General features: G+C 69.7%; 14 protein-coding genes. 6 read left to right on the top strand and 8 right to left on the bottom strand.

Features of this window, described 5'->3' with window-relative positions; genetic code table 11:
* Positions 1-79: 79 nt before the first annotated feature.
* A complete protein-coding gene (locus BUE42_RS29605; RefSeq protein WP_073468878.1) occupies positions 80-1666 on the top strand; it encodes an Ig-like domain-containing protein in 1587 nt (528 codons plus the stop codon).
* 52 nt (positions 1667-1718) lie between these two features.
* On the opposite strand, the gene BUE42_RS29600 is transcribed toward BUE42_RS29605, so the two are convergent.
* Positions 1719-2087 (bottom strand): DUF1801 domain-containing protein, encoded by a 369-nt coding sequence (locus BUE42_RS29600; protein WP_073468877.1) that lies wholly within the window; start codon positions 2085-2087, stop codon positions 1719-1721.
* Positions 2088-2142: 55 nt separating this feature from the next.
* Here BUE42_RS29600 and BUE42_RS29595 point away from each other — a divergent pair, with 55 nt between their 5' ends.
* Positions 2143-3870 (top strand): M14 family zinc carboxypeptidase, encoded by a 1728-nt coding sequence (locus tag BUE42_RS29595; RefSeq protein ID WP_073468876.1) that lies wholly within the window; start codon positions 2143-2145, stop codon positions 3868-3870.
* Between the two features lie 12 nt (positions 3871-3882).
* Here the strand turns inward: BUE42_RS29595 and BUE42_RS29590 are convergent, their stop codons facing one another.
* From BUE42_RS29590 to BUE42_RS29560, 7 genes are all read right to left on the bottom strand, one after another.
* Complete coding sequence (locus BUE42_RS29590) at positions 3883-4587, bottom strand: LytR/AlgR family response regulator transcription factor (RefSeq protein ID WP_073468875.1); 705 nt, start codon at positions 4585-4587, stop codon at positions 3883-3885.
* Complete coding sequence (locus BUE42_RS29585) at positions 4559-5578, bottom strand: sensor histidine kinase (RefSeq protein ID WP_073468874.1); 1020 nt, start codon at positions 5576-5578, stop codon at positions 4559-4561. The genes BUE42_RS29590 and BUE42_RS29585 overlap by 29 nt, the downstream gene beginning before the upstream one ends.
* Positions 5575-6147 (bottom strand): hypothetical protein, encoded by a 573-nt coding sequence (locus tag BUE42_RS29580; protein ID WP_073468873.1) that lies wholly within the window; start codon positions 6145-6147, stop codon positions 5575-5577. The genes BUE42_RS29585 and BUE42_RS29580 overlap by 4 nt, the downstream gene beginning before the upstream one ends.
* 219 nt (positions 6148-6366) lie before the next feature.
* Positions 6367-6690 (bottom strand): DUF3325 domain-containing protein, encoded by a 324-nt coding sequence (locus BUE42_RS29575; protein ID WP_073468872.1) that lies wholly within the window; start codon positions 6688-6690, stop codon positions 6367-6369.
* The gene (locus BUE42_RS29570) at positions 6683-8386 is read right to left on the bottom strand and encodes a PepSY-associated TM helix domain-containing protein (protein WP_073468871.1); all 1704 of its coding nucleotides are present in this window, start codon (positions 8384-8386) and stop codon (positions 6683-6685) included. Before BUE42_RS29570 ends, BUE42_RS29575 begins: the two co-directional genes overlap by 8 nt.
* 11 nt (positions 8387-8397) lie before the next feature.
* Entirely contained in the window at positions 8398-8682 is a 285-nt protein-coding gene (locus BUE42_RS29565) for an iron uptake protein (RefSeq protein ID WP_073468870.1), read from the bottom strand.
* Positions 8683-8761: 79 nt separating this feature from the next.
* A complete protein-coding gene (locus BUE42_RS29560; RefSeq protein ID WP_083614751.1) occupies positions 8762-11524 on the bottom strand; it encodes a TonB-dependent receptor plug domain-containing protein in 2763 nt (920 codons plus the stop codon).
* A gap of 208 nt (positions 11525-11732) precedes the next feature.
* Here BUE42_RS29560 and BUE42_RS29555 point away from each other — a divergent pair, with 208 nt between their 5' ends.
* The 4 genes from BUE42_RS29555 to BUE42_RS29540 all read left to right on the top strand — a co-directional run bounded on the left by BUE42_RS29555 (position 11733) and on the right by BUE42_RS29540 (position 15095).
* A complete protein-coding gene (locus BUE42_RS29555; protein ID WP_073468868.1) occupies positions 11733-12692 on the top strand; it encodes a LysR family transcriptional regulator in 960 nt (319 codons plus the stop codon).
* A gap of 116 nt (positions 12693-12808) precedes the next feature.
* The gene (locus BUE42_RS29550; protein WP_073468867.1) at positions 12809-13591 is read left to right on the top strand and encodes an SDR family oxidoreductase; all 783 of its coding nucleotides are present in this window, start codon (positions 12809-12811) and stop codon (positions 13589-13591) included.
* Between the two features lie 40 nt (positions 13592-13631).
* A complete protein-coding gene (locus tag BUE42_RS29545) occupies positions 13632-14471 on the top strand; it encodes a PA4780 family RIO1-like protein kinase (RefSeq protein ID WP_073468895.1) in 840 nt (279 codons plus the stop codon).
* Between the two features lie 9 nt (positions 14472-14480).
* On the top strand, positions 14481-15095 hold the full coding sequence (locus BUE42_RS29540; RefSeq protein ID WP_073468866.1) for a DUF938 domain-containing protein: 615 nt from the start codon (positions 14481-14483) through the stop codon (positions 15093-15095).
* The last annotated feature ends 220 nt before the right edge of the window (positions 15096-15315 follow it).

Raw genomic sequence — 15315 nt, 5'->3', positions numbered from 1 at the left:
CGCTCGAATCCCCCGCAAGGGGGTTTGAGCCCTCCGCGCGTTGCCGCTACGCTTCCCGGCACTCACGGAGGAGTCCCACATGACCTTGAAAGCAAAGCTCGCCACGCTGGCGTTCTGTTCACTCGCGGTTGCCGCAGGCGCCGACCCCGGCCCTGCCACTGCATCGGCCGAAGCGGCCCGCGGCGCCGGGCATCGCGCCAACGATGCCCCCACCTTCACCGACGTGCGCCGCGCCGTGCACACCGGCGCCATCGTCAACCTGACGCCCCTCGTCGACGACCCGGATCGACACGACCACCACCACCTCGAACTGCTCTCCGCTCCGCTGACCGGCTCGGCCGCCGTCTCCGCGAACGGCAAGCACATCACCTACGCCGCCCCCGCCACCGCGGGCGTCGACACCTTCACCTACCGCGCCACCGACCGGGCCGGCCTCTCCGTCGACGGCACGGCCCGCATCGTGGTCTACGACGACGCGACCCTCGCCACCTGCCGGCAAGACAGCACCGTCACGCCGGCTGGCGTGCTGGAGAGCCGCACCAAGTCCAACGGCTGCGCCTACTACGGCCAGACCCCCACGCGCGTCTCGATCGACGGCCCGGTGGTGATGGACTATTTCGTCAACTGGCCGTCCAACGGCAGCGCGCCGAAAGCGGTCGTCGTGCTGATCGGCGGCGGCGACTTCAACATGGCCATCCGCGGCAACCTGGACACCGGCGCCGGCGACGTGACCGGCGGCGCCAACAACTTCGTCGTGCGCACCGCGCAACTGCTGGCCGACGCCGGCTACCTCGCGGTCGCACTCGACCGGCCGGTGCCCGGGCCCCGCGTGCCGCCGGGCTCGACCGACGTCACCACCGCGACCGACTTCTACCGCGTGTCGGTCGATCACGCGGTCGACATCCTCACGGTGCTGAAGTCGCTCGACACCCGCCACCTGCCGGTGTTCCTGATGGGCACCAGCCGCGGTTCGATCTCGGTGGTGGCGCAGAACCTGATCGCCACCGGCATCTCCACCTCCAGCACCGTCACCTTCGATTCGAACGACAACGGCCGCCGCCTGTGGGTGGGCAAGCCCAGCGTGCCGAACCTGATAGCCGACTACGTGCACCGCCCGACGCACGTGCTGTGGCATGAGCAGGACGGCTGCATCGCTTCCACGCCGACCGGTTCGCGCATGTTCTACGAGAGCCTGCTCGTCCAGGGCAAGGGGCCGTCGTTCAACATCGCCAGCGGCGGCGTGCGCGTCACGGCCACGGGCAACGGCGTGTCGCCGGATGTCTGCGGGCCGCTGAATTTCCACGGCTACATGGGCATCGAGAACACCGTGCTCGGCTACCTCACCACCTGGTTCGACCAGCGCGTCGCAGCGCTCGGGCACGACAAGCCGCCGCACGCCGCCTTCGCCGAGGTCAGCACGGCCGCCGGCGTGCCCGTGCAAGTTCACCTGGCGGGGCTCGCGCACGATCAGCACAGGGCTCATCTCTCGTACGCCTTGCCCGGCACGGCGACCAGCTTCGGCGGCCAGGCGGTGCTGAACGGCCGCACCGTCACCTACACGCCGCCCGCCGGCATGACCAGCGGCACCGACTACTTCATCTACGTGGTGACCGACGGGCGCGGCGGTGTCGGCGCCGCGGTGGTGACGGTGCATGTCGGCGGCTGAGCATTCATCCTGCGGCTGACCCGGCTTCGACCTGCAGGCGGACGCTGCGGGCTCACGTGCCCGCGGCCTTGTTGACCGCGATCGCCGCGCGGAACAGCGCCTTCAGCGCGGTGGCGTCCGGCTTGTCGCCTTCGTGGAAGTCGATCGCGCGGCGGACGTTGCCGTCGAGGCTGCTGTTGAAGAGCTTGGCCGGGTCGGGCACCGAGGCACCCTTCGCGAAGGTCAGCTTCACCGCCTTCTTGTAGGTTTCGCCGGTGCAGATCAAGCCGTGGTGCGACCAGGCCGCCGTGCTCCACTTCCAGTCCTCGGTCACGCCGGGGTCGGCCTTCAGGATCAGCGCGCGCAGCGTGGCGAGCATCTCGCCGCGCCAGTCGGCCAGGCCTTCGATCTTCTCGTCGATGAGTTCGGAGGGAGTGGGCATCGCAATCCTCGGCTCGATTTCTTGAGGCCGGCATCGTACCGCCTAGACTGCGGTGATGAACATCCATGACGACTGGGCCACGCCGTTCGAGCGGGGCAACGGCAACCAGACCACGACCTGGCGCGACTGCATCGATTTCCACCAGCGGCTGGCACGGGCCTTCCCGTCGTGGCTGCGCTTCGACGAGGCCGGCCGGTCGGATGGCGGCGTGCCGATCCACGTCGGCGTGTTCTCGAACGACGGTGTCTTCGATCCGCCCGCGGTGAAGGCTGCCGGTCGCTCGGTGTTCTTCAACAACAACGGCATCCACCCCGGCGAGCCCGAGGGCGTCGATGCCTGCATGGCCCTGTTGCGCGACCTGTGCCTCGACCCGGCACGGCGCGCGGCGCTCGGGCGCACGGTGCTGGTCTTCATCCCGGTCTACAACGTCGATGGCGCGCTGAACCGGCACGACACCAGCCGCGTCAACCAGAACGGGCCGGAGGCCTTCGGGTTTCGAGGCAATGCGCGCCACCTCGACCTGAACCGCGATTTCATCAAGGCCGACAGCCTGAACACCCGCAGCTTCGCGCAAGTGTTCACCCGCTGGGACCCCGACGTGATGGTCGACACCCACACCTCGAACGGCGCCGACTACCAGCATGTGGTGACGCTGATCGCGACCCAGCCCGACAAGCTCGGCGGCCGCACCGGCGAGCACCTGCGCGAGACGATGCTGCCGGCGCTGTACGCCGACATGGCCGAGCGCGGCTTCCCGATGTGCCCGTACGTGAACCCGCTGCAGGAGATTCCGGACGACGGTATCGCCGATTTCCTCGATTCGCCGCGCTTCTCGACCGGCTACGCGGCGCTGCACCACACGATCGGCTTCATGCCCGAGACGCACATGCTGAAGGCCTTCGAGGCGCGCTACCACGGCACGCGCGCGCTGGTGGAGGCGGCACTCGCGCACACGGTGGCGCATGGCGATGCGATCCGCGCCGCGCGGGCGGCCGACCGGGCGGCCATCGCAGGTGGCGCACCGGTCGCGCTCGATTGGTCGCTCGATCGGCAGCGCAGCCGGCCGTTCCGCTTCAGCGGCTTCACGGCGGTGCACGAACCGAGCCGCCTCGGCAGCTACCAGCGGCTGCGCTACGACCGCGGCGCGCCGTGGGTGAAAGACATCCCGTACTTTGACCGCTACCGCACCACCGTCAGCGCGGTGCCGCCGCGCGCTTACCTGCTGCCGCAGGCCTGGCATGACGTGGCGCTGCGTCTGCAGGGGCACGGCGTGCCGCTGCAGCGTGCATTGCGCGCGGGCCGCGTGCCGGCCGAGGCTTGCCGCATCACGCGCTTCGACAAGCGGCGAATGCCGTTCGAGGGCCGGCACCTGCACGACGTGCTGGAGGTCGAGACCGTGATGCGCACCGCCGACGTCGCAGAGGGCGATTGGCTGGTCCCGCTCGGCGGACCGCACGATCGCTTCATCGTCGAGGTGCTGGAGCCGCTGGGCATCGACAGTTTCTTCCGCTGGGCGTTCTTCGACAGCGTGCTCGACAAGAAGGAGAGCTTCAGCGACTACGTGTTCGAGGACGAGGCCGAGCGGCTGCTGGATGCCGAGCCGGGGCTGCGTGCGCGCTTCGAGGCGTGGAAGGCCGAGCATCCGGATCTGCTGGGCGACCGGGAAGCGGTGCTCGGCTTCATCTTCCTCGCGGCGCAGCGGTATGCCGAACCCGAATGGCGTCTGTATCCGGTGCTGCGCCTGCTCGAGTTGCCCGCAACCCTGTTCAGCGCCGAGGACTGACAACGCGCGGCATCACATGCCGCGAAAGCGCCCGCGCTGGCTGCGGCTGACCGGCAGCGGCACCGCCAATCCGTGCTGGCGCACGACGAGCTCGCCGTCGTCGCCGCGCTCGACACGCTCGATGCAGCGCGCATTGATCACGATGCCGCGGTGGATGGGCCAGAACACCGCGTCGTCGAGCTGCGGCAGCAGCTCCGCCAGCGGGGTGCGCAGCAGCAGCACCGTGCCGTCGCGCGCGATCGCCTGCGTGTGCCGCAGGTCCGAACGCAGTACCGCGACCTCGTCGACCTCGATCACGCGCATCGTCAGGCCCGACCATGCGTGCAGGAAGCGCAGGCGGGCCTCGGCGGGCGCTTGTGCCGCCGGCGAGCGGCGCAGGCGTTGCACCGTGCGAGCCAGACGTGCCGGCGTGACGGGCTTCTGCAGGTAGTCGGCCGCCTCGTGCTCGAAGGCCTGCAGCGCATGTTCGGCATGCGCCGTGACGAAGACCACGCGGGTACGGGCCGGCGCCAGCGCCGCGACACTCAAGCCGTCGATGCCGGGCATGCGCACATCGAGGAAGGCGATGTCCGGCGTGTGCTCGTCGAGCAGCCGGCGCGCCTGGCTGCCGGTGCCGGCGGTCGCGACGATCTGCAGCTCGGGCCAGGCCTCGGCCAGCAGCGATCGAAGCTCGTCGAGCAGCACGGGTTCATCGTCGGCGAGCAGGGCTGTCGGCATGGGGCTTGTCGGGGAGGGGAAGGGCGATGTCGGCGAGCGTGGCGCCGTCGGTGTCGCGGTGCAGGGTCAGGCCGGCTTGATCGCCGTGCAGCGCGTGCAGGCGCTCGCGCAGGTTGCGCAGCGCGAGGCCGTTTCCGGCCGTTGTTGCGCGTGTGGCGAGGTCGAGCGGACGCCCGGTGTTGCGCACGCGCAGGTGAAGGCGGCCGGCGTCGCAACGCGCGCTCACCTGCACCTCGCCGCCGGCTTCATCGGGTTCCACACCATGGCGCAGCGCGTTCTCGACCAGCGGCTGCAGCAGCAGCGGGGCGATCGGCAGCGCCAGCGATTCGGCGCTGCCGTCGACGCGCCAGCGCAGCCGCGGCCCGAGGCGGATCGCCATGACGCCGAGGTACTGCTCGACCATCTGCAGCTCGCGCTCGACCCGCGACATCGGCTCGCGCACCTGCGGCAACGCCGTCTGCAGCAGGCCGGTGATGCCATCGAGCAAGGGCAGCGCCTGCGCGGACCCCTGGCGCACCAGGCTGCGCAAGGTGGCCAGCGTGTTGAACAGGAAATGCGGTTCGATCTGCGCCTGCAGGCTCATCAGCTCGGCCTGCAGGCGCGCGCGTTCGGCTTCGGCGCGCCGTGCCGTTGCCCGGCGGGCCAGCGACTGCGCGACCGGCACGCCGATCCACAGGCCGCAGAACACGCCGTGCAGCGCGGCGCGGGCGAGCGTGTCGGCAGGCCCGCCGCCGGTGGCGCGGTCGAAGGCCCAGCCGCTCGCGCTGCCGGCGAGCCACGCCACGGGCGCGGCGATCCACCAGCGCAGGGGCGTGCGTGTCGTGGCCAGCAGCATGAACGCGACGCCGTAGCCGATCCACAGTGCGAGCGCGAGCCGCCAGGCCGGGTGGTCGCGCCACGGCACGGCGGCAGCGGCCATCAGCAGCAGACCGATGAACGCGTTGCGCCAGCGCCCTTCGAGGACGAAGTCGTCGAGCGGCGCCGCCGTCACGGCGGGCTCAGGTGCTGCGGCTCGATGCGCGTCAGCGGTGCCGAGGCCATGGCCGTGACCGGCACGTCGGTGCCGACCGGGTCGAGGCTGAACTGCGTCGCATCGGCCTGCCCGGCGCCTTCGGTGAGAAAGCCGAAGCTCAGCGTCTCGGCGCCGGGCGGAATGTCGAGCACCACGTCGATCGCCTGCCAATCGGTGCTGCCGTGCAGTGCGCGGCCCTGCATGTTGTCGAAGGCCACCGACCTGCCGCCCTTGTCGGCGCGCAGCCAGACGCCGGCCCAGCCTTGTACCTCGGTGGTCTTCAGCTGCGCGCGCAATCGCAGGCGGTGGCCGGCATGGCGCCCGGCCGACACCTGCTGCATCACGGTCGCGAAGCCGGTGGTCTGCGCCGGGCAGTCGATGAAGAAGACGCGCGGCGTCGGTGCGGCGCTCGCGGCGCGCACGCCGTGGCGGCAGGCGGCGGCATCGCCGGCGCGCATCCAGCCTTCGGGCAGCGTGGAGTTGGCCGCGCCGAGCGAGGTGGCGAGCAGCGCGACGCCGATGGCGGCGAGCAGTGATTTCAGGGTCATGCGAGGTTCTTTCCAGCGGCGAATGATCGGCCAGATTCTGGGTGTCACCGTCGCATTCGAGCGAGCGATGCGGCAAACGGCATGCACCGGCGCATGAGCCGTCTTTGATGGCGCTTGAGCTGCTTCAGATGCAATTGAGGTCGTCCTTTCCTGGATTCCCTCGTGTCGCGCCTGCCGGACTACCTGTCGGGTCGTTGGCTCGTCGGGAAAGCGCCGCGCTCAGCCACGGTCGGCCCAGGCCACGAGCCCTGACAGCCAGCTTGGCCGCCACGCCAGCGTCAGCGCCACCAGCAGCGCGGACGCCCCGAGCGACATCACCCACACCAGCACGGCCATCGTCGCGTGGTCGGCGAGCAGGCAGACGCCGAACGACACGGCCAGCGCCACGCCGCCCAGCGCGCGCAAGCCGATCGCGGTGCGCCGGCCCGGGCCGGCGGCGGTGCCGCGCGCCTGCTGCCAGTGCACCTCCATCGCGAGCGCCAGCCACGCGATGCCGCCGGCGCTGCACAGCAGCGCGAGGGTCAATAGCAGCGCCTTATGCATTCGCGGTCTCCTGCCGGTCCGCGGTGGGGGCCTGGTTCGCGTCCAATTCATCTTCCTTGGCGACCGCGACGACCGAGCGTGCGCGGCGGCGCAGCCCGACGGCGGCGGTCGCGGCGATCGCGCCGACGACCAGCAGCGCCAGGTCCAGCCCCGCCACCGGCCAGTAGCGCGCCGCGAGTGTCTTGATCAAATGGTCGCCGGTCGTGACCCAGTTCAGCGCGACCGCCGCGAACGCGAGCAGGGCCACCGCAGCGCACTGCTCGGCCCACGCCGGCGACAGCCGCGCATCGCGCACCGGTGCGCTGCGCCACAGCGCATGCGCGGCCGCCAGCACCCAGGCGCCCCAGAAGCTCGCCTTCTCCCAGTCGCCACGCTGCGCCATCTCGGCGGGCAGCAGCCGGTTGGCGACCAGGATCGCCAGCGCCGCGACCAGCATGCCGGTCACCGTGGCCACCGCCACCGCATCGGCCCAGCGCGCACCGCCGGTGCCGGCCTTGGCATGCTGGCGCTTGCGCTTCTCGACGAAGAAGATGAAGCCGGTGGCGATGCAGATGCAGCCCATCAGCCCGCCGAACACGTAGAACCAGCGCAGCAGCCAGTGCTCGAAATGCTGCAGGTGCAGGCCGGTCAGGAAGTCGTTGACGCTGGCCACCGCGCTCGGCGGCGGCTCCTCGAGCAGCACGCGGCCGGTGCTGCCTTCGAAGTGGATCGGCTGGCCGACCAGCGTCACGCGGTCGCTGCCGGCGCGGTACAGCGTGACGGTGCTGTTGCGGTCGCCGACGTGGTTGACGTAGAGGTAGCCGACCTCACCGGGCATGCCGCGCGCGGCCCAGCGGCGCTTGGCCTCGATCACCATCGCATCCACCGATGCGAGCGGCGCCTGCACGCCGGCCGGCTTGAAGGGCAGGCCCTTGGCCGTGGCATCGGCCATCGCCGCCGCCATCGCCTGCGGCTTCAGAAGCGTCTCGGAGACCGGCAGGTAGATGCTCGCGAACACCGTCAGGCCGGTCAGCGCGAACATGAAGTGGAAGGGCAACGCGACCACGCCGGTCAGGTTGTGCAGGTCGAGCGTGCTGCGCTGCACATGCTTGCGCGGGCGGAAGGTGAACAGCTCGCGGAACAGCCGGCGGTGGATCACCACGCCCGAGACCTGCGCCGCCAGCATCACCAGCGCCGCGAAGCCGACGATCCAGTAGCCGAGGTCCTTCCAGGTCAGGTTCAGCCCGTAGTGCATCGGGTAGAAGAACTCGCTGCCGATCTTCAGCTGGTCGTCGGGCAGCAGGCGGCCGTTGCGCGGGTCGATCGTCACGTGGCCGTGCACGTGGTCGTCGGGGTCGTCCGGGTTGTTCGGCACCGCGTACTCGGCATACAGCGACAGCACCGGATCGCGGTGCGTCGTGTAGGCGCCCCAGTTCATCGGCGCGAGCGCCTTCGGCAGCGGGCCGCTGACGCGCTTCGCGGCGGCCTGCAACTCGTCGGCCTCGGGCGACATGCGCGCGAAGATCGGCGCGAGCATCGTGTCGAACGACGACATCGGCTGCGGCGCGAAGCGCGTCTCGGGGATCGCCCAGCGGTCGATCTCGCGGTCGAACACCGACAGCGAACCGAAGAAGAACACGACGATCAGCACATAGCCGAGCACCAGGCCGAACCAGGTGTGCAGCCACGTCATCGAGAGTCGGAAGGTCGGGAACATGGGGTGCTTCCTCAAACGGCCGGCAACCGGGTCATCCACCAGCCGAGACCGGTCATCGCCGCACCGCCGCCGAGCAGCACGAGCCACACGCGCGCCGCGCTCGCGGCCGCGAACGACCAGCAGAACACGACGAGGTAGACGAGGAAGGCCACCAGGTAGAGCAGCGTCTGCGCATCGGCGTACGGCATGCCTGCGGCGAGCGCCAGCGCGATGCCGAGCATCACGAAGCCCCAGGTGAAGGACCAGCCGCCGAGCACGCCGGCGGCCACGCGGGAGACGATCTGGAGCTTGCGCATGGGACTGGAAGATGAGAACGATTCTCATCATTATCCATGAACGGGGCGCCTCTCCCGAGGCGCCCGCCGTGCCCGGCGACTACTTGAACTGGTAGCTCACCGACGCGTAGTAGAAGCGCCCGCGCGGGTCGGCGAACGACGCCGCATAGCCGGTGGCATGCGAGCCGTACGACGCCACCGCGGTGAACGGCGGTTCCTCGTCGAACAGGTTGCGCACGCCCAGGCGCACCGAGAAGTCCTTCAGCCCGTTGTAGACGCCCGAGAGGTTCCAGCGGCTCGAGTCCTTCACGTGGTATTCCTGGTGGACGCCGACGTTGGCGTCGACCAGGTCGGCCGACTCGGTCCAGCCCTTCACGAACACGTTCTCGAGCGTCGCGCCCCAGCTGTCGCGCTGCAGGTCGATGCTGAACGAGTGCTGCCAGCGCGGGTGCGGCTGCACGCTGCCGCCGTCGCCGGCGGTGCCGGCGTAGTCGGTCATCGGGCCGTCCTTGTAGGCCTGGCGCTTCCAGGTGTCGACGTAGGTGCCGTTCAACGCGACCGTCAGCTTGCCGACCGAGGGCAGCGCCCAGCGCGTCGTCACGTCGAGGTCGATGCCCGAGGTGCGCAGGTCACCCAGGTTCTCGACCGGCGTGTCGATGTAGCTGATGAAGCCGTCGGCGGTGCGGTGGATGCGGTTGCCGAACTTCGCCAGCAGCCCGGGCTCGGTCAGGATCGCGTCGCCGGTGACCACGCTGATCTGGTCCGTCTTCTTGATCAGCCACCAGTCGAGCGAGGTCGACAGCCACTTCACCGGCTCCAGCACGATGCCGGCCGAGAACTGCTTCGACTTCTCGGCCTTCAGGTCGGCCGACGACGCGAAGCGCTCGTTGAACTGGCTTTCGCAGCGTTCGTCGTTGGCGATCGGGCAGTTCGGGTCTTTCAGCGAGTTGGCGGTGTTGGTCATCGACGGCGGGCTGTTCACGTCCCACAGCGACGGGGCGCGGAAGCCGGTGCCGGCCGAGCTGCGCAGCAGCACCTCGCGGGCCGGCTGCCAGCGCAGGCTGGCGCGCGGGTTGAAGCTCGAGCCGAAGTCGCTGTAGCGGTCGTAGCGGGCCGCGAGGCCGGCTTCCCAGCCTTTCGCGAACGGCGCGTTGACCTCGGTGAACACCGCGATCACGTTGCGGCTGGCCCGCGTCTCCGGCACCGTGCCCTCGCCGCCGATGTGCAGGCCCTGGCGGTACTCGTCGTTGACCGGCGTGTCCTTGGCCTGCTCGTGGCGGAGGTCGAAGCCGAACGCCGCCGCCAGTTGTCCGCCCGGCAGCTCGAGGAACTCGCGGCTCGCCTTGCCGTCGAGCACCGTGGTGGTGCTGGTGGATTTGCGCATCGTGCCTTCGAGCAGCGTCGAGCGCAGCAGCGCCTCGCCGGCCGCATCGCTCGGGCCGAACGGGTTGATCTGGCCGGTCTTCAGTGCGTCGATGAACCGGGGCTCGCTGATGTAGCCCGAGTAGTTCAGCGTACCCATGCCGCGTGCGATCGTCAGCGCCGAGTCGTAGTCCCAGCCTTGCGCCGTGCCCTTGATGCCGGTCACCGCGCGGACTTGCTCGTTGACGTTGTCGTTGATGCGGTTGCCGACCGGAACGGCCCGCATCGAGATCTCGGCCATGCCGCTGGCCGGGGCGGCGTAGCCCAGCGTGGCCAGCAGCGCGGCCGGGTAGTAGGGGCTCGTGACCGGGATCGCGAAGCTCGGGTAGCTGGCGGTGTCGGGGTTCAGGTGCCCCGCGGTGGCGTCGATCGGCACCGGCGCGATGCGTCCGATGTTGTGATTGCGTGCATAGGAGGCCTCGGCGAAGAACTCGCTGTCCGCGTCCAGGCGCAGGCTGAAGCGCCCGAACAGGTCGCCCTTGGTCTGGTCCGGCAGGTTGTCGAGCGTGGCCGAGTAGATGAAGCGGCAGGCCTGCTTCGGCTGGCCGTTCGGCGTGGTGGCCACCGCCGTGGTGACGACGGTGAACTTCGGGTCGCAGGGCGCGAAGTTCGGATCGTTGAAGCCGTTGGTGCCGAGGTACGCGCCGGGGCTGATGCCGAAGTCGACCAGCCGGCCCGGGAAGCCGCGGCCCGAGGTCGGCGGCGCGGAGCCCGGGATCTCGGTGACGCCACGGTTGTAGTAGCCCTGGTCGATCGCGCGGATGCGGGTGTTGTCCTGGTAGTTCGCGGTGAACAGGAAGTTGTAGCCGTCGGTCGGCAGGTCGCCCTGGCCGTAAGCGAGGCTCAGGCCGCTTTCCCGGCCACCCACGTTGGCCTGTGTGTCGCCGTAGCGCACCGTCAGCTGGCCGCTCTTGTAGTCGCGACGCGTGATGAAGTTGATGACACCGCCGACCGCATCGGTGCCGTACACCGCCGAGGCGCCGTCGCGCAGCACCTCGATGCGCTCCAGCGCGGCGAACGGAATGCTGTTCAGGTCGACCGAGACCGTGCCGCCGATGCTGCCGAACGGGTGGTTCGCGAGCCGCCGGCCGTTCAGCAGCACGAGCGTCGAGTTGGCACCCAGCCCGCGCATGTTGGCATTCGAGGTCGCGTAGCCGGCGCCCTGGGTGGTGTCCGATTGCAGCCCGGTGCTGGCCGACACGCGCTGCAGCAGTGCCTCGACATTGGTCGCGCCGCTGCGCTCGATCTGCTCCTTGGTGATGACGGTGACCGGCAGGGCTGTCTCGGATTCGACACGCCGGATCGACGAGCCGGTGATTTCCACGCGTTCCAGTTGCTGTTTTGTCGCTTCCTGTGCCGCGGCCTGCTGGGCGCTGGCCAAGGCCATGCCGCCGCTGAAAGCCAGCGTGATGGCGCGATGGATCCTGGTTCTTCTCTGCATGGGGTCCTCCCTCCCTGGTGGGGATGGCGAGCGGGTGACGGGACTCCGCGCGCCTTGCTCAGGGGCGCCCGGCGGTGCCGGCGGGTGCCGGACCGGACAGAACCGGGAGCCGAGAGCAAGAAGAAGACCAACTGCAACGCACCATGTCGCTTCGTTTCGGTGCTGCCGCGAAATGTGGGCGGTCTGGCGGCTGCGGTAGGCTGGGCGAATGGATGAATTGCGAGCCTTGTCGACTTTCGTGCGCGTGGCCGAGCTCGGCAGCTTCAACAAGGCCGCGCTGGCGCAGGCCACGACCCCGCAGGCGGTCAGCAAGACGATCCGCCAGCTCGAGCAGCACCTGGGCGTGCGCCTGTTCCACCGCACCACGCGCAAGAACTCGCTGACCGAGGAGGGCGAGCGGCTGCTGCACTCGGCCCGGCCGAACCTCGACGGGCTGGTCGAGGCGCTGACGCGCGCCCGCAGCGCGGTGCGAAGCGACGAAGGGCTCGTGCGCGTCAGCGCGGCCGGTGCGGTGGCGCGGCAGGTGCTGGTGCCGATGCTGGCGGCCTTCCAGGCGCAGCACCCGGCGATCCAGATCGACCTGCTGCTCGAGGACCGCTTCACCGACCTGGTCGGCGAGCGCATCGACGTCGGCTTCCGGGCCGGCAACCCGCCCGAAGCCCAGGTCATCGCGCGCCGGCTGTTCACGATCCAGCAGATCGTGTGCGCGTCGCCGGGCTACTTCGAACAGCACGCGGCGCCCGAGCGGTTGCAGGACCTGCTGCTGCACCGCTGCACGGCGTACCGCCAGCCGGGAACAGGTCGGCCGATGCCGTGGGAGTTCGAGGTGGATGGCAGCGCGGTTTTCCACCACGTGCCGGTGGTGCTGTGCAGCAGCGAGCCCGAGGCGGACTGTCTCGCGGTGCTGGCCGGCATCGGCCTCGGCCAGGTCGACAGCATCAATGCCGCGGCCGCGTTGCGCGATGGCCGGCTGGTGCCGGTGCTGACCGGCCACGTCAGCGAACGCATGGGCCTCTACCTGTACTACGCGCAGCGGGCCGACATGCCGGGGCGGGTTCGCCGCTTCATCGACTTCAGCACGACCTGGCTGCGCGACAGCAAGCAGTTCTACGTCCCGCCGGCGGAGTTGCGCGCACTGGCCCGGCGTGCCCGCGCGGCACGCCGGTGATTGGAAACTCGTGGTTGTCAAAGTAACGGCTTGGGTGGACTACCCAGGTTGAGGCTTGATTCCTAGAGTTCGGTCCAGGCGTCGCTGTCGCGGCGCGCAACCCAAGGACGAACCTCATGGCCACCTCTTCGAACTTCTTCGCTTCCCAACTCGCCGGCCGCGTCGCCGTCATCACCGGCGCATCGAGCGGCATCGGCCGCGCGTCGGCGCTGCTGCTGGCCGCGCGCGGCGCCAAGGTCGCGGTGCTCGCACGCCGCAAGGACGCGCTCGACACGCTGGTGGCCGAGATCACCGGGGCCGGCGGCGAGGCGATCGCGGTGGTGGTCGACGTGACCGACCAGGCCTCGGTGGCTGCTGCAGCCGCGCAAGTGGCAGCGGCCTACGGCCGGGCCGACCTGGTCTTCAACAACGCCGGCGTGATGCTGCCCGGCGCGATCGAAGAGGCCAAGCTCGCCGAATGGGAGCAGCAGATCGACCTGAACGTGACCGGCGTGATGCGCGTGATCCACGCCTTCGTGCCGCAGCTGGTGCAGGCAGCGGCCGAGGGCGCGACCGTCGACCTCGTCAACACCTCGTCGATCGCGGGCCAGTACCTGTACCCGTACTTCGCCGTCTACACCGCGACCAAGGCGTATGTAAGCCACCTGACGCGGCACCTGCGCATCGAGCTGGGTCCGAAGAACATCCGCGTGTCGATGATCGAGCCGGGCATCGTCGCGACCGAGCTGCAGGGCCATGTGACCTTCCAGGGCGCGAAGGACTGGCTGGCCGGCGCCGAGAAGACGATGGAGTTCCTGCAGCCGGAGAACGTTGCCGAGAGCGTCGGCTTCATCGTCGCGCAGCCGAAGCACGTGAACCTGCAGCAGGTCGTGATCATGCCGACGAAGCAGGGGATCTGAGTCGACGGGCCCGACGGGAAAAGGCCCGAGAATGGGCCCGATGAAAATTCCAGCACGACTGCAGAACCTGGTGGCCGAAGGCCTGATCGACAGCGTCGTCCGCCAGCTCAAGAGCGGCAAGGAAGCTGATGTGTACGTCGTGCGCTGCGGTGACGAGACCTGCGCGGCCAAGATCTACAAGGAGGCCCACAAGCGCAGCTTCCGGCAGGCGGTGGACTACACCGAGAACCGCAAGGTGCGCAACAGCCGCCAGGCGCGGGCGATGGCCAAGGGCACGGCGTTCGGCCGCGAGCAGCAGGAGGCTGCGTGGCAGAGCGCCGAGGTCGATGCGCTGTACCGCCTGGCGGCGGCCGGCGTGCGCGTGCCGAAGCCGCACAATTTTCTCGACGGCGTGCTGCTGATGGAGCTGGTGGCCGACGAGCGGGGCGATGCCGCACCGCGCCTGAACGACCTGCAGTTCACCGAAGAACAGGCGCTGCAGCACCATGCCACGCTGATCGGCGAGGTGGTGCGCATGCTGTGCGCCGGCGTGATCCACGGCGACCTGTCGGAGTTCAACATCCTGCTGGCCGCGGATGGGCCGGTGATCATCGACCTGCCGCAGGCGGTTGACGCCGCCGGCAACAACCACGCGCCGCGCATGCTGATGCGCGATGTCGACAACCTGCGCAACTTCTTCGGCCGCTTCGCGCCGAGCCTGCTGGGAACGCGGTACGGCCCCGAGATGTGGTCGCTGTACGCCGGCGGGCTGCTGGTGCCGGGCATGCCGCTGACCGGCCGCTATGAACAGCGTGCCGGTGCGGTCGATCTGTCGGGCGTGCTGCGCGAGATCGAGGATGCGCGGCTCGAAGAGGCGGCTCGCGTGCTGCGGATGAGCTGAGGAGATTGCATGACCGACGACCTTCGCCGCCACAGTCCCGCCGCCGAGCGCAACCGCGTGGCGATCCTGGCCGAACTGCAGCGGCTGTTGCCGCCGCAGGGCCTGCTGCTGGAGATCGCCAGCGGCAGCGGCCAGCATGCGGCGCATTGCAGCGCCGGGCTGCCGGGCTGGCAGTGGCAACCGAGCGATTTCGAGGCCGAGGCGCTGCCGTCGATCCGCACCTGGTGCGCCGGGCTCGATCGCGTGCGCGCGCCACTGCGACTGGACGTGTTGTCGCCCGAATGGCCCGGCGTGCCGGCGCAGGTCGATGCCGTTTTCTGCGCCAACATGATCCACATCGCGCCGTGGGAATGTTGCGGTGGCTTGATGCGTGGTGCCGCGCGCCATCTGTCGCCGCAGGGTGTGCTGATCACCTACGGGCCCTACCTGGAAGACGGCGTGCCGACAACGCCGGGCAACCTGGGCTTCGACGTCGACCTGCGCCTGCGCAACGCCGGCTGGGGCCTGCGCCGGCGCGAGGACGTCGAGCACGAAGCCGCGGAGGCCGGCCTGGTGCTGCGTGAACGGGTGGCGATGCCGGCCAACAACCTGTTGCTCGTGTGGGTGCGCGAGAGGAGCGGGTGAGCAGACAGACGAAGCGTTCGGCGCTCGCATGCTCAACCTTCTGATCAGTCTTTTCCCTCCAACAAGAGCGGCTGGTGGTTAGCGGCGGGTGAGGGGATGGGCTGGGCTGGGGGCGATTTCTGGGGCGACGGAGAAGATCGGCTTTGGGGATGGCGCGCGCCAGCGCGCTTCGTAGACATACTCATCGGCACTGTTTGACCACAACGAACGAAGTGAGTGG

Origin of the sequence: Rhizobacter sp. OV335 (genome assembly GCF_900142965.1) — a bacterium.
Lineage (GTDB): Bacteria > Pseudomonadota > Gammaproteobacteria > Burkholderiales > Burkholderiaceae_C > Rhizobacter.
This window is presented reverse-complemented; position numbering and strand designations above follow the sequence as displayed.